Origin of the sequence: Rahnella perminowiae (assembly GCF_019049695.1) — a bacterium.
GTDB lineage: Bacteria > Pseudomonadota > Gammaproteobacteria > Enterobacterales > Enterobacteriaceae > Rahnella > Rahnella perminowiae.
Window position 1 is genome coordinate 62,301 of the sequence record NZ_JAFMOT010000162.1, and the last position, 13,450, is coordinate 75,750.

General features: G+C 53.4%; 12 protein-coding genes. 9 read left to right on the top strand and 3 right to left on the bottom strand.

Features of this window, described 5'->3' with window-relative positions:
• Positions 1 to 94: 94 nt before the first annotated feature.
• The 4 genes from J1781_RS06460 to J1781_RS06475 all read left to right on the top strand — a co-directional run bounded on the left by J1781_RS06460 (position 95) and on the right by J1781_RS06475 (position 3,548).
• Positions 95 to 871, top strand: a complete 777-nt coding sequence (locus tag J1781_RS06460) for an SDR family oxidoreductase (RefSeq protein ID WP_129955614.1) — start codon at positions 95 to 97, stop codon at positions 869 to 871.
• Between the two features lie 208 nt (positions 872 to 1,079).
• Positions 1,080 to 1,937 carry a co-chaperone YbbN gene (locus tag J1781_RS06465; RefSeq protein WP_217139358.1) on the top strand — a complete coding sequence of 286 codons (858 nt, stop codon included), beginning with the start codon at positions 1,080 to 1,082 and terminating at the stop codon, positions 1,935 to 1,937.
• A gap of 235 nt (positions 1,938 to 2,172) precedes the next feature.
• Entirely contained in the window at positions 2,173 to 3,093 is a 921-nt protein-coding gene (locus J1781_RS06470) for an SPFH domain-containing protein (RefSeq protein WP_129955616.1), read from the top strand.
• Positions 3,093 to 3,548 carry an NfeD family protein gene (locus J1781_RS06475; RefSeq protein ID WP_217233349.1) on the top strand — a complete coding sequence of 152 codons (456 nt, stop codon included), beginning with the start codon at positions 3,093 to 3,095 and terminating at the stop codon, positions 3,546 to 3,548. Before J1781_RS06470 ends, J1781_RS06475 begins: the two co-directional genes overlap by 1 nt.
• An 8-nt stretch (positions 3,549 to 3,556) precedes the next feature.
• Here the strand turns inward: J1781_RS06475 and cueR are convergent, their stop codons facing one another.
• From cueR to J1781_RS06490, 3 genes are all read right to left on the bottom strand, one after another.
• Positions 3,557 to 3,958, bottom strand: a complete 402-nt coding sequence (cueR, locus tag J1781_RS06480) for a Cu(I)-responsive transcriptional regulator (protein ID WP_129955618.1) — start codon at positions 3,956 to 3,958, stop codon at positions 3,557 to 3,559.
• Between the two features lie 62 nt (positions 3,959 to 4,020).
• Entirely contained in the window at positions 4,021 to 4,806 is a 786-nt protein-coding gene (locus J1781_RS06485; protein ID WP_217139562.1) for a molybdate ABC transporter permease subunit, read from the bottom strand.
• The gene (locus J1781_RS06490) at positions 4,778 to 5,716 is read right to left on the bottom strand and encodes an extracellular solute-binding protein (protein WP_238483479.1); all 939 of its coding nucleotides are present in this window, start codon (positions 5,714 to 5,716) and stop codon (positions 4,778 to 4,780) included. The genes J1781_RS06485 and J1781_RS06490 overlap by 29 nt, the downstream gene beginning before the upstream one ends.
• Positions 5,717 to 5,904: 188 nt before the next feature.
• Here J1781_RS06490 and copA point away from each other — a divergent pair, with 188 nt between their 5' ends.
• From copA to ybaL, 5 genes are all read left to right on the top strand, one after another.
• Positions 5,905 to 8,448 carry a copper-exporting P-type ATPase CopA gene (gene copA, locus J1781_RS06495; RefSeq protein ID WP_217233350.1) on the top strand — a complete coding sequence of 848 codons (2,544 nt, stop codon included), beginning with the start codon at positions 5,905 to 5,907 and terminating at the stop codon, positions 8,446 to 8,448.
• A 50-nt stretch (positions 8,449 to 8,498) separates the two neighbouring features.
• A complete protein-coding gene (locus J1781_RS06500) occupies positions 8,499 to 9,299 on the top strand; it encodes a TraB/GumN family protein (protein WP_217220982.1) in 801 nt (266 codons plus the stop codon).
• Between the two features lie 256 nt (positions 9,300 to 9,555).
• Positions 9,556 to 10,035: a Cys-tRNA(Pro)/Cys-tRNA(Cys) deacylase YbaK gene (gene ybaK, locus J1781_RS06505; RefSeq protein ID WP_217233351.1), complete on the top strand. Its 480-nt coding sequence runs from the start codon at positions 9,556 to 9,558 to the stop codon at positions 10,033 to 10,035.
• A 45-nt stretch (positions 10,036 to 10,080) separates the two neighbouring features.
• Positions 10,081 to 11,292, top strand: coding sequence for an MFS transporter (locus J1781_RS06510; RefSeq protein ID WP_217233352.1), 1,212 nt, complete (start codon positions 10,081 to 10,083; stop codon positions 11,290 to 11,292).
• A gap of 237 nt (positions 11,293 to 11,529) precedes the next feature.
• Entirely contained in the window at positions 11,530 to 13,221 is a 1,692-nt protein-coding gene (gene ybaL, locus J1781_RS06515; protein ID WP_217233353.1) for a YbaL family putative K(+) efflux transporter, read from the top strand.
• Positions 13,222 to 13,450: the final 229 nt, after the last annotated feature.

Sequence of the window (13,450 nt, forward strand, 5' to 3'; positions counted from 1 at the left end):
CCGGGACGTGAGTAAAACCAAGACGTTACCTTTTTCACCCGACTCCCTAGTAAATCACAGCCATAAAAAATAGGGACACCTCACAGGTAAAGTTATGCAAAAAGCAGTATTAATCACCGGTTGTTCCAGCGGTATCGGACTGGTTGCCGCACAGGATTTGCGCGCACGCGGTTATCGGGTACTGGCGGCATGTCGGAAAACTCAGGATATCGATACCCTGCAACAAATGGGTTTTGAAACCATTCAGTGTGATCTTGATGACAAACAGAGCGTCGAACTTGCGGCTGCCAGGGTCATTGCGCTGACAGGCAACCGTCTGTACGGCTTGTTTAATAATGCGGGTTATGGCGTTTACGGCCCGCTCGGCAGCATCAGCCGTGAGCAGTTCGAACAACAATTTTCCACCAATTTGTTTGGTACACATCAGCTGACGCAGCTTTTGTTACCCGCCATGTTACCGCACGGCGAAGGCCGTATTATCCAGACCAGCTCGGTGATGGGGCTGATAACGACGCCACGACGTGGCGCTTATGCCGCCAGTAAATTTGCGCTGGAGGCCTGGTCCGATACGCTGCGTATGGAACTTCACGGTACGGGGATTCAGGTCAGCCTGATTGAACCCGGTCCGCTGAGCAGTAATTTCACCGCCAATGTGAATCAGTCACAGGCCGACCAGCCGGTAGAAAATCCGGGCATTGCACGACGTTTTACGCTCAGGCCTGAGGCAGTTTTACCCAAACTGCACCATGCTTTAGAAAACCCGCGCGCGCGTTTTCGTTATCCGGTCACGCTGGTCGCCCATGCGCTGACGGTACTTAAACGCCTGTTACCGGCACGCCTGCTGGACAAAATATTACGCGGAAACAGCTAAGTAAAAACGATAAGGGGTTGAAGCGGCACGAGTCGCCCCCATTTATTCTTAAATACTTTAATTTTCTATACCCTAAATAATTCGGGTTGCGGGAAGGCGGCAAGTTCACGAATCCCCGGGAGCTTAGATACCTAAGTGACCGGGGTCAGTGAGCGTAGCCAACGCATCAGCAGTTCGAAGTATGACAGGTAGCGGAGAGAACAAATTCATGCTTGCACAACCTACAGTAATCGATATCAACGAAACCAATCTGCACCAGACGCTGGAACAATCCATGTCGGTGCCGGTGATGTTCTATTTCTGGTCTGAACGCAGCCAGCATTGTCTGCAACTGGGGCCCGTTCTGGACAAACTGGCTGCGGAATACGCCGGTCAGCTGATCCTGGCAAAAGTGGACTGCGATGCCGAGCAGATGATCGCCCAGCAGTTTGGCCTGCGCTCAATTCCTGCCGTTTACCTGTTCAAGGACGGTCAGCCGGTCGATGGTTTCCAGGGGCCGCAGCCGGAAGAGGTGATCCGCGAACTGTTGCAGAAAGTGCTGCCGAAAGAAGAAGAGCTGAAACTGGCCGAGGCACAGGAGCTGCTGCAGGCGGGCAATACTCATGACGCCCTGCCGTTACTGAAAGAAGCGTGGCAACTGAGCAATCAGCGCAGTGATATTGGCCTGTTGCTGGCGGAAACCCAAATTCATCTGAACCGTACCGATGATGCAGAGACCGTGCTGGCGACCATCCCGCTGCAGGATAAAGATTCCCGTTATCAGGGGCTGGTTGCGCAAATTGAGTTACTGAAACAGGCCGCCGACACGCCGGAAATTCAGTTGTTACAACAGGAATTGCAGCAGGATCCTGAAAACGCCGAGTTAGTGGTAAAACTCAGCCTGCAACTGCATCAGGTCGGGCGTAACGAAGAAGCACTGGAACTGCTGATGGCACCGCTGAAGAAAGATTTGGGCGCGGCGAACGGGGCAGCGCGTAAAACACTGATGGATATTATGGCGGCACTGGGCACCGGTGATGCGCTGGCAGCGAAGTATCGTCGTCAGTTATATTCCTTACTTTATTAATACGCTGGCTTCACCGTAAAACAGCAGACGCACGTCATTTAACCGGACGTGCGTTTTTTTTAAGCTTTCCTCCGCCTTTATCCGCAGAACCCTTCTTTTATTAATACGATGACTTAACGATTTGTGCGATAATTGTACATGCGCCTGACCCAGCGGTGAGAGCGCCAGGGACATGTTTTTATTCGATTATTCCCACAGGAATCATCAGAACGCAGTTTTACAGGAGTTTCATACTATGTTTGACCTCATTCCCATTCCTATCCTTATTCTGATCGTACTGGCCTTGCTGGTGGTCTACGCCGGCATCAAGATCGTGCCTCAGGGCTATCAGTGGACCGTCGAACGTTTTGGCCGTTATACCAAGACCCTGATGCCCGGACTGAATCTGGTCGTGCCGTTTGTTGACCGCATCGGCCGTAAAATTAATATGATGGAGCAGGTGCTGGATATTCCTTCACAGGAAGTCATTTCCCGCGATAACGCCAATGTGGCCATCGATGCTGTGTGTTTTATCCAGGTTATTGATCCCGCACGCGCTGCCTATGAGGTCAGTAATCTGGAGCAGGCGATCGTCAATCTGACAATGACGAACTTCCGTACCGTTCTCGGTTCGATGGAACTCGACGAGATGCTGTCACAACGTGACAATATCAACGCACGTTTGCTGCATATCGTTGATGAAGCCACCAATCCATGGGGTGTAAAAATCACCCGTATCGAGATCCGTGACGTGCGCCCACCGGCTGAACTGATCTCCGCAATGAACGCGCAGATGAAAGCCGAACGTACAAAACGTGCCGATATTCTGGAAGCAGAAGGGGTACGGCAGTCCGCCATTTTGCGTGCTGAAGGTGAAAAGCAGTCACAAATTCTGAAAGCGGAAGGTGAGCGTCAGTCGGCCTTCCTGCAGGCTGAGGCGCGTGAACGTGCGGCAGAGGCGGAAGCGCAGGCAACAAAAATGGTGTCCGAAGCGATTGCTGCCGGTGATGTGCAGGCGATTAACTACTTCGTGGCACAAAAATATACGGATGCCCTGACGAAAATTGGTTCTGCCAATAACAGCAAAATCATCATGATGCCGCTGGATGCTACCAGTCTGATGGGGTCAATCGGCGGTATTGCTGAGCTGCTAAAAGAAACCAAAGGCGGCAAATAATGCCACATGATTTCATGGCAAACCCGCACGTATTCTGGCTGTCTCTGGGCGGCCTGTTACTGGCGGCTGAGCTGGTGGGTGCGAGTGGTTACTTGCTATGGAGTGGCGTGGCGGCCGCCTTAGTGGGCGCTGTCACGTGGATCCTGCCGCTACCGTGGGAATGGCAGGGCACAGCGTTTGCACTGCTGACCATTCTGGCCGCGTGGCTGTGGTGGAAGTGGCTGAACCAGCGGGTGGATAAATCCGCCGGCAATTCAGCATTGAATCAGCGAGGCCAGCAGTTAGTCGGCACTTATGCCACGGTGCTGGAACCCGTCACTAATCAGTTCACGCGGGTACAAATCGGTGACAGCAGCTGGCGCGCTATCTGTACGTCGCCGCTGAACGCCGGTGACAAAGTGATTATCACCGGCGTGGCAGGCGCGACGCTGCGCGTGGAACCTGACACCCGTTAAATAAGATCTCAGTGTTTGTGGCAACACCCTGAGAGATTGTCGATGATCGGGCACTCGGCTCCGTCATCGCCGGGACAGGCCTCTGCCAGCGTAAGTAAGCGCTCATGCATTGTTTTCAGTTCTTGAATGTGCCGCTCAATTTCAGCGGCCTTTTCCAGGGTACGCGCTTTGACATCCGCGCTGTGCCTGTCAGGATTGTGGAACAATGCCACCAGTTCCTGGCACTCTTCTAACGTAAATCCGACCTGCCGCGCCTGGCGCAACAATGTCAGTTCTTCGATATGTTTTTGCGCATAGCGGCGATAGCCGTTTTCACTGCGGGCCGGTGCGGTGACCAGCCCTTTCTCTTCATAAAAACGAATCGCTTTGCTGGTCAGCCCGGTTTTTTTCGCCACATCACTGATATTCATTTCGCCTCCACGACAACCTGATTTTTGCGCATGATAAAAACATCATACGCCATTACCGGCGATCAGCTGTAATGCACAGTCTGTTTTTTGGTACGCAGAAGCAGCCACATCGGCAACGGCAAAGTCACCATCAGCAGGATCCATAGCAGCGAGTACACCGAGGTCACCCCGTCGTTTTGCAGGTTGATAAACATTTTTACCGGAATGCCCTGCGGGAAATAACAGAATACCATCACAATACCAAACTCCCCGATGGCACGTACCCAGGCGATCGCCACACCGGCGGCAATCCCGCGTGAGGCCAGCGGTAATGTCAGCCGGATAAATACCTGAAACGGTGATGCACCGAGTGTTTTCCCTGCCTCTTCGACATCTTCCGGCACGGCCTCCAGCGCGCCTCTCGCGGATAAAATAAAATACGGTAACGCACCATAAATCTGCGCCAGCACGAACGCGGGCGCATTGTTATTAAGCGTCATGCCGATAGCGGAAAGGATTTCCCCGACCGAGCCATAAGGTCCGTAAACCGACACCAGTAAAATCCCCATCGCCAGCGGCGGTGTCAGCAAAGGGATCAGCACCAGTACTTCCACAATATTGCGCCAGCGCGATGACGTTTTCGCCAGCCAGAAGGCTACCGGCAAACCGAGAACCACAATCAGCCCTACCGACACCAGGCTGAGACCGAGCGAAACGACTACCGCATGGCTGTCACCGTAAGCCAGATGAAAATCTGACCACGGCGTCAGGAAAAGCAGGGTAACAAACGGCACCATCAGCAACGCCAGAGCGGGAACCGCCAGTCCTGACGCACGCAACTTAAAGGTTTCCGCCTTTCGGCTTATCATAGCCATTTTGTTCAAACAGCTTCTGCCCCCTGGCACTTTGCATGTAGCTGATGAACTGTTTGGCCAGCTGAGGATGCGGCGCGTTGTTCAGCACAACTGCGTAGAACACCAGCGGCTGGGTGCTCAGCGTTTTCTCTTTACCGGCCGCATCTTTCACATTAAAAGTCACTTTGCTGTACCCGTCATTGCTCATCTGCGGATTGCTCAGGTTAATCTCGTCCGGCAATTTAATGTACGGCAGATGGGCTGAACGGGTGGCACTCTCGTAACCTGATGCCGCATCTACCTGACCGGCTTCCAGACGCGTCAGCAATCCGCCTTCGCCGGAAATCTGTTGAGGATTTTGTACATCCCCCAGCACTGCTTTTTCCAGCCCCGGCTGTTTATAGTAATTCTCCGCCAGCATCATGGTGAAAATGATGTTCTGCCCCTGCGGATCACTGACCGGATCGGTACGACCAAATTGCAGCCCGGGGGTTTGCAGCACTTTCCACCACGGTTCTGCGCCCGCTTTCCCGTCTTTTATCGCGGCAAATTTTTCGGCATATTTTCCTTTCGGGTTATAAGCGATCACCATGCTGGTGCTGGCGACAGGGATCGCCTGCCCGGCCAGCCCGGCTTTTTGCAGGATCTTAACCGGCCCTGGCGTGATCGAAACGAATACATCCGCCACCACTTTTTTCGACGCCAGCAAATTTGCCATGCCGTAAGCGCCCTGCCCCTGTCCCTGATAATTCACTTTCTTTTCTTTCGCGAAATCCGGTCCGAGGTATTTGTCCATGACCACCCCCATCGAACCGGCGTAAGTCACACGAAAATCCTCCGCTGCCTGCGAAGCCTGTGCCGCTACCAGAAGTGCCGCAGTCAGCAACGCTTTTTGCATCATTGCCATCGTCTTTTTGTTTCCCATTGTGGTTTACCGTTATTGAACTTTTCGTTATATATCCCAGGGTATAACGATAAGGCAAAGTCAGCGCGCGTTTCTAAATAAATTGTAAATGGACGATAAATGAAAATAACCGATACCGTGGCTTGACCTTCACCTTGCGGGAAGGTTTATCCTTTGTCCTGAGTGAAGTTAACCTAAGGAAAATAATCATGACGACCACCGTATTATCTCTGCAAGGCCTGTCCTGCGGGCACTGCGTGGCTTCAACGCGTAAAGCGCTGGAAGCTGTGGAAGGCACGACCGCCGTTGAAGTTTCTCTGGATAAAGCCATTGTTGAAGGCAATGCAAGCAGCCAGAGCCTGATCGACGCAGTGGTCAGCGCCGGTTACGAAGCGCAGGTAGCAGGAGACGCATCCCCAAAATCTGAGCCGCTGACCGATAAGGCGAGTGTTTTGCCGGAACCCCTGTCAGCGGCTGTGTCACCCGTTCCGGCTGAGACTCACGCTCCGCAAGCCGCAGACGCCAGCGTACAGTTGTTGCTCAGCGGCATGAGCTGCGCCAGTTGCGTCAGTAAAGTGCAACGGGCGCTTGAAAGCGTGGGAGGTGTCGAACGGGCGCGGGTCAACCTGGCGGAACGCAGTGCGCTGGTCAGTGGCAATGCTGATCAAAACGCGCTGATTGCCGCTGTTGAACGGGCCGGCTACGGCGCTGAAATTATTATCGACGAAACCAAGCGCCGCGAGCGCCTGCAACAAACCTCACGCCAAAGCATGATCCGTTTCAGCTGGCAGGCGGCGGTCGGCTTAGCTGCCGGTATCCCGATGATGTTATGGGGATTGTTCGGCGGTGAAATGATGGTCACCCGCAGCAATCAGACCGGCTGGCTGATTGTCGGCCTGCTGACGTTACTGATCATGGTTGTCGCTGGCGGACATTTCTACCGCAGTGCCTGGAAAAACCTGATGCACGGCAGTGCTAATATGGACACGCTGGTGTCACTGGGTACCGGTGCGGCCTGGATATTCTCTTTTGCTGTCAGCCTGTGGCCGGAAGCGTTTCCAATGCAGGCGCGCCATCTCTACTATGAAGCCAGCGTGATGATTATCGGCCTGATTAATCTCGGTCATGCGCTGGAACAACGCGGACGTCAGCGTTCATCCAAGGCGCTCGAACGCTTACTGGATCTGACACCGCCAACCGCACGGGTCGTCACCGGAGAAGGCGAAAAAAACCTGCCGCTGGCTGAAGTACAGCAAGGCATGACGCTGCGTCTGACCACCGGTGACCGTGTGCCGGTTGACGGTGAGATTCAAAGCGGCGAAGCCTGGATGGATGAAGCCATGCTGACCGGCGAGCCAATTCCTCAGCAGAAATCGCAGGGTGAAAAAGTCCATGCGGGGACGCTGGTCAAAGACGGCAGCGTGCTGTTTCGTGCTGACGCCATCGGCAGCCAGACCACCCTGTCGCGGATCATCAAACTGGTGCGCGAAGCTCAGAGCAGCAAACCGGAAATCGGTAAGCTGGCAGATAAAATTTCTTCTGTCTTCGTGCCCGTGGTGGTGCTGATAGCCCTGTTAAGCGGCGCAATCTGGTACTTCTTCGGCCCGCAGCCACAACTGATGTACACACTGGTGATCGTCACTACCGTGCTGATTATTGCCTGCCCTTGTGCACTGGGATTAGCGACGCCGATGTCAGTTACGGCGGGTGTAGGCCGTGCAGCAGAATTCGGCGTACTGGTACGTGATGCCGATGCGCTGCAAAAAGCCAGTACCCTCACCACGCTGGTATTTGATAAAACCGGGACGCTGACAGAAGGCCAGCCCAAAGTGACCGATATCCATACCTTTGGCGGCACCCGTGAACAACAGGCGCTGCGCTATGCGGCCGCGCTGGAAAAAGGATCGCACCATCCGCTGGCACAAGCGATCGTTGACAAAGCGGAAGGGCTGGCCGTTCCTGATGTGTTGAATTTCCGTACACTGGGTGGTCTGGGCCTGCGCGGTGATGCTGAAGGTTCGGCGTTGTTATTAGGTAACCAGGCGCTGATGCAGGAAAACGGCATCGACACTTCTGATGCCAATACGCTGCTTGAAAGCATGGCAGGTGAAGGCGCGACACCGGTATTGCTTGCCGTTGACGGAAAACTGGCAGCCCTGTTTGCGCTGCGCGATCCATTACGGGAAGACAGTGTCAGTGCCCTGCAACGTCTGCATCAGCTTGGGTATCAACTGGTGATGCTGACCGGCGATAACCCGCGTACCGCTCAGGCAATTGCCGCACAAGCGGGAATCGATAAAGTGATTGCCGGTGTGCGTCCGGAAGGTAAAGCGGATGCCATTAAAGCATTGCAGGCCGGAGGCCAGCAGGTCGCCATGATCGGTGACGGTATTAATGACGCACCGGCACTGGCACAGGCAGATGTCGGGATCGCGATGGGTGGCGGCAGCGATGTCGCGATCGAAACGGCGGCCATTACGCTGATGCGTCCGAGCCTAAACGGTGTCGCCGATGCACTGACGATGTCACAGGCGACGCTGCGTAATATGAAGCAGAACCTGCTGGGCGCGTTTGTGTATAACGTGATTGGTATTCCGGTTGCAGCCGGTGTGCTTTATCCACTAACCGGCACCTTGCTCAGCCCGGTAGTCGCGGGCGCAGCAATGGCGCTGTCATCAATTACCGTCGTCGCTAATGCAAATCGTCTGTTGCACTTTAAGCCGAAAAAACAAGACGTTTCCCCTGTTCGCTAAAACGCTGACACGTTAGCATGGTCTCTCATTTTTTCGGGAGACCATGCACTATGGCGCAGTTTTTAAACCGGGTGATCCGCAGGCTTCGCAGGCTGTTTCCCGTCGAGTATTCTTATCCCGCCATTGATATTCAGCTTCCGGGCAACCGCGCACTGCATCTGGTTGGCAGCATTCATATGGGCACGCAAGATATGCAACCGCTGCCGGCGAAGTTGTTGCGTCGCCTGCAAAAAGCCGATGCGCTGATTGTGGAGGCCGATATCAGCACAACAGAATCCCCTTTCAGCATGACCGGTGAATTTCCGCCGCTGGCCGAACGCCTGCCTGAATCACAATATCTGCACGTCGAACGTTTATGCGAAGAACTGGGTGTCTCAATGTGGACGCTGAACCCGCTGCCGTCGTGGCAGATCGCCCTGATGTTGCAGGCTACGCAGGCGCAGCGCCTCGGGCTGCGCGGACATTACGGCATTGATTATCAGCTGTTGCAGACCGCTAAAAAGCAGGGAAAGAAAATCATTGAGCTGGAAGGTCCGCAGGAACAGTTTGAATTATTGCAGCACTTGCCGGACGACGGACTCGCATTGCTGGAAGATACTCTGACACACTGGCAAACCAATGCCCGTTTGCTGCAAACCATGATCAGCTGGTGGCTGGATACCAAACCAGGACTGGCTGCCGAGCCTTTGCCGAATACCTTCAGCAGCGATTTGTACGATATCCTGATGAATCAGCGTAATCTGCGCTGGAAACAGCTGCTTCTGGATCTTCCGCCGGGGCATTATGTCGTCGCCGTCGGCGCACTGCATTTGTATGGCGAAGGGAACCTGCCGGAATTACTGAAAGATTAAAAAAATGGCCGGTTTTTAAGGCCGGCCAGTCAAAGAGGAATTTCATTTTATTAGTTATAGCTTCAGTGCCAGCCTTTACAGGCACAGCACCGGCGGCCACAGGGTATCAATCTGTGTTGGGTCTTGGCAATAACCATTCCTTGCTCTACTATTTCTCTCTCGCTTAATAATCGCACTTTATTGTTAAATTTCATCAGATTGAACAGACGATGAAATTTCGAACAAAACCGTAAAAATAAAACTGAGGAGACAGGCTATGACCCCTGCCGTATTACTCCTGGAAAAGAATAAAGTCAGCTTTACCCTTCACCCGTATGAACACAGCAGCGATGAAACCCATTTTGGCGATGAGGCCGTTAAAAAACTCGGCCTGGATGCCCGTCAGGTCTATAAAACCCTGCTGGTTTCACTGAATGGCGATGCTAAAAATCTGGCCGTAGCGGTGACGCCGGTGGCATCCCAGCTGGATTTAAAGAAAGTTGCGAAAGCGCTGGGGGCGAAAAAAGCCGATATGGCGGATCCTATGATTGCGCAACGTGTTACCGGTTATCTGGTCGGTGGCATCAGTCCCCTTGGGCAGAAAAAATTGCTACCGACGGTCATCGACAGCCCGGCGCAGACGTTTTCCACGATTTATGTTTCAGGCGGTAAACGCGGTCTTGATATTGAACTCGCGGCAAGCGATCTTTGCCGTTTACTCAAAGGCCAGTTTGCCGATATCGCTAAAGTCGACTGACAGGCAGGTACTCTGCACCTCTACAATAAGAAGGCTTCCTCCGCTATGACAGACACGACGTCAACGCCAGTCAGCCCGCAGAAAGACGCAGTCAAAAAGACTGCGTTTTCTATTCTGGCGGCGATCAGCGTTTCTCATCTGCTCAATGACATGATTCAGTCGCTGATACTGGCGATTTATCCGTTACTGCAAAACCAGTTTTCCCTGAGCTTTACGCAAATCGGGCTGATTACCCTGACGTACCAGATAACCGCCTCGCTGTTGCAACCGCTTATCGGCTATTACACCGACAAGCATCCGCAACCCTATTCTCTGCCGATCGGCATGGGCTTTACGCTCTCCGGCCTGCTGTTGCTGGCTGTCGCGCAGAGTTTCCCGGTGGTGTTGCTGGCGGCGGCGCTGGTCGGCACAGGCTCTTCGGTGTTCCATCCGGAATCGTCGCGCGTGGCGCGGATGGCTTCCGGCGGACGTCACGGGCTGGCGCAGTCGCTGTTCCAGGTCGGTGGCAATTTCGGGGCTGCCCTGGGCCCGTTGCTGGCAGCGCTGATTATCGCGCCTTACGGTAAAGGCAACGTAGCATGGTTCTCACTGGCGGCATTGCTTGGCATTGTGGTGTTACTGCAAATCAGTAAATGGTATCGCCAGCAAAACCTGATCGCTAAAACACGCGGCCCGGTGAAAAGCCCGGTGGCCCTGTTGCCACGTAAAACGGTGATGCGGTCACTGGGTATTTTGCTGATCCTGATATTTTCGAAATATTTCTACCTGACCAGCCTGAGCAGCTATTACACCTTTTACCTGATACATAAATTTGGTGTATCTGTGCAAAACGCGCAGGTTCATCTGTTTATTTTTCTGTTTGCTGTGGCAGCGGGCACCATTATCGGCGGACCGGTGGGCGATAGGATTGGGCGCAAATACGTCATCTGGGCTTCGATTCTTGGCGTTGCACCATTTACGCTACTTCTGCCACACGCCAGTCTGATGTGGACCAGCGTATTGAGTGTAATTATCGGTGTAATCCTCGCCTCTGCATTTTCCGCTATTCTGGTGTTTGCGCAGGAACTGATGCCTGGCAAAGTCGGCATGGTGTCCGGCCTGTTCTTCGGTCTGGCCTTCGGTATGGGCGGGCTTGGCGCCGCGGTTCTCGGCTATGTGGCGGATAAAACCAGCATCGAACTGGTGTATCAGATTTGTGCCTTCCTGCCGTTGCTGGGGATCCTGACAGCATTCCTGCCAAATATTGAACGCAAATAGCTCTTAACCTTTCCTTCCCGGCTGCCGATAGTTAAATATCGGCAGCGTCTGAACCCTTATTCCCTTGATATCTGCCTGATAAAACCCATTTAAATCCCGCGTTGGAAATTTTTTTATCGTCTGCTGATGATTTTTAATAAAAAAGGCCAAATTTCCCCAACGCGAAAACGATTTTTACCATAAACTTAGAAACAATCAGCAACACATTTGCTTTATGCATAACCAGAAGGAGTCTGAATGCATCATTCTACGCCTCTCATCACTACCATCGTCGGCGGTCTGGTCTTAGCGTTCCTGTTAGGAATGCTCGCCAACCGCCTGCGAATTTCTCCTCTGGTTGGCTATCTCACCGCTGGCGTGCTGGCCGGCCCTTTTACACCGGGCTTCGTTGCTGACACCTCGCTGGCACCGGAGCTGGCTGAAATCGGCGTCATTCTGCTGATGTTTGGCGTCGGTCTGCATTTTTCCCTGAAAGATCTCCTCGCCGTAAAGTCGATAGCCATTCCCGGCGCTGTAGCGCAAATCGCGGTAGCGACGCTGCTTGGGATGGGGTTATCAAGTCTGATGGGCTGGGATCTGGCCACCGGACTGGTGTTCGGACTGTGCCTGTCCACCGCCAGTACTGTGGTGTTGCTGCGGGCGCTGGAAGAACGGCAACTGATTGACAGCCAGCGCGGGCAAATCGCCATCGGCTGGCTGATTGTTGAAGATCTGGTGATGGTGCTGACGCTGGTTCTGCTGCCTGCGTTCAGCGGCATGCTGGAAAGCCATCATTCCAGCCCGGTCGAACTGCTGACCGGACTGGCAGTGACCATTGGTAAAGTGATTGCGTTCATGGTGCTGATGATGGTGGTCGGCCGCCGCGTGGTACCGTGGATCCTCGCCAAAACCGCCAGTACCGGTTCACGCGAACTGTTTACGCTGTCTGTTCTGGCGCTGGCGCTGGGCATCGCGTACGGCGCCGTCGAATTCTTTGATGTGTCGTTCGCGCTGGGTGCGTTCTTCGCCGGTATGGTGCTCAATGAATCCGAACTCAGCCAGCGTGCGGCGCACGACACGTTACCGCTGCGCGATGCGTTTGCGGTGCTGTTCTTCGTGTCGGTAGGCATGTTGTTCGACCCGATGATTCTGGTTCGCGAGCCGCTTACCGTGATCGCCACGCTGGCGATTATCATGTTCGGTAAATCGATTGCAGCCTTCCTGCTGGTGAAAATGTTCGGACATTCCAAACGCACCGCGCTGACAATTTCCGTCAGTCTGGCGCAGATCGGCGAATTTGCCTTTATTCTGGCTGGCCTGGGGATATCACTGGGCTTGCTGTCTGAACAGGGTCGTAACCTGGTATTGGCCGGGGCGATCCTGTCGATTATGTTTAATCCGTTGCTGTTTACATTGCTGGAAAAGTATCTGACAAATACAGAAACCATAGAAGATCAGAACGTTGAAGAAGCGGTTGAAGATGAGAAACAGATCCCGTTCGATTTGTGCAATCATGCACTGCTGGTTGGTTATGGTCGTGTCGGCAGCCTGCTCGGCGAGAAACTTCAGGCCGCCGGTATTCCGCTGGTGGTGATTGAAAATTCGCGTCCACGCGTCGAAGCGCTACGCGATCAGGGGATCAGCACCGTGCTGGGCAACGCCGCCAATCAGGAAGTGATGGATCTTGCGCGTCTCGACTGCGCCCGCTGGCTGCTGGTGACCATTCCCAACGGTTATGAAGCCGGTGAAATCGTCGCATCGGCACGTACCAAACGGCCCAATATTGAGATTATCGCCCGCGCGCATTATGATGACGAAGTGACTTACATCCTGGAACGTGGTGCAAATCGCGTAGTGATGGGTGAGCGGGAAATCGCTAACAGTATGCTGGGTATGCTGCAGATCGACCTTATGCCTGATGACGAAAAAAGGTCTTTTTACCCCGTTTGACACCATGCTGAAATCCGGGCGCAGACTTTTCGTTGCGCCCTTTCGCGCGAGATTAATCCCTTCTTTATTCTCCCTAATAATAAAAGATCTGCAATCGTATTATTGCTCAGGTTTCCCTGGGTGTAAAAAAATCGATATATAATTGATTATGATTATATTCCATCAATGTATTCATAAAATGAATTATATTCAAAAAACAAATTCCAGGCACCATAGAATTAATATTTAG

Coding starts and splice junctions, on each gene's coding strand:
- J1781_RS06460 (WP_129955614.1), top strand. CDS start 95: ATGCAAAAAGCAGTATTAATCACCGGTTGTTCCAGCGGTATCGGACTG.
- J1781_RS06465 (WP_217139358.1), top strand. CDS start 1,080: ATGCTTGCACAACCTACAGTAATCGATATCAACGAAACCAATCTGCAC.
- J1781_RS06470 (WP_129955616.1), top strand. CDS start 2,173: ATGTTTGACCTCATTCCCATTCCTATCCTTATTCTGATCGTACTGGCC.
- J1781_RS06475 (WP_217233349.1), top strand. CDS start 3,093: ATGCCACATGATTTCATGGCAAACCCGCACGTATTCTGGCTGTCTCTG.
- cueR (WP_129955618.1), bottom strand. CDS start 3,958: ATGAATATCAGTGATGTGGCGAAAAAAACCGGGCTGACCAGCAAAGCG.
- J1781_RS06485 (WP_217139562.1), bottom strand. CDS start 4,806: ATGATAAGCCGAAAGGCGGAAACCTTTAAGTTGCGTGCGTCAGGACTG.
- J1781_RS06490 (WP_238483479.1), bottom strand. CDS start 5,716: ATGGGAAACAAAAAGACGATGGCAATGATGCAAAAAGCGTTGCTGACT.
- copA (WP_217233350.1), top strand. CDS start 5,905: ATGACGACCACCGTATTATCTCTGCAAGGCCTGTCCTGCGGGCACTGC.
- J1781_RS06500 (WP_217220982.1), top strand. CDS start 8,499: ATGGCGCAGTTTTTAAACCGGGTGATCCGCAGGCTTCGCAGGCTGTTT.
- ybaK (WP_217233351.1), top strand. CDS start 9,556: ATGACCCCTGCCGTATTACTCCTGGAAAAGAATAAAGTCAGCTTTACC.
- J1781_RS06510 (WP_217233352.1), top strand. CDS start 10,081: ATGACAGACACGACGTCAACGCCAGTCAGCCCGCAGAAAGACGCAGTC.
- ybaL (WP_217233353.1), top strand. CDS start 11,530: ATGCATCATTCTACGCCTCTCATCACTACCATCGTCGGCGGTCTGGTC.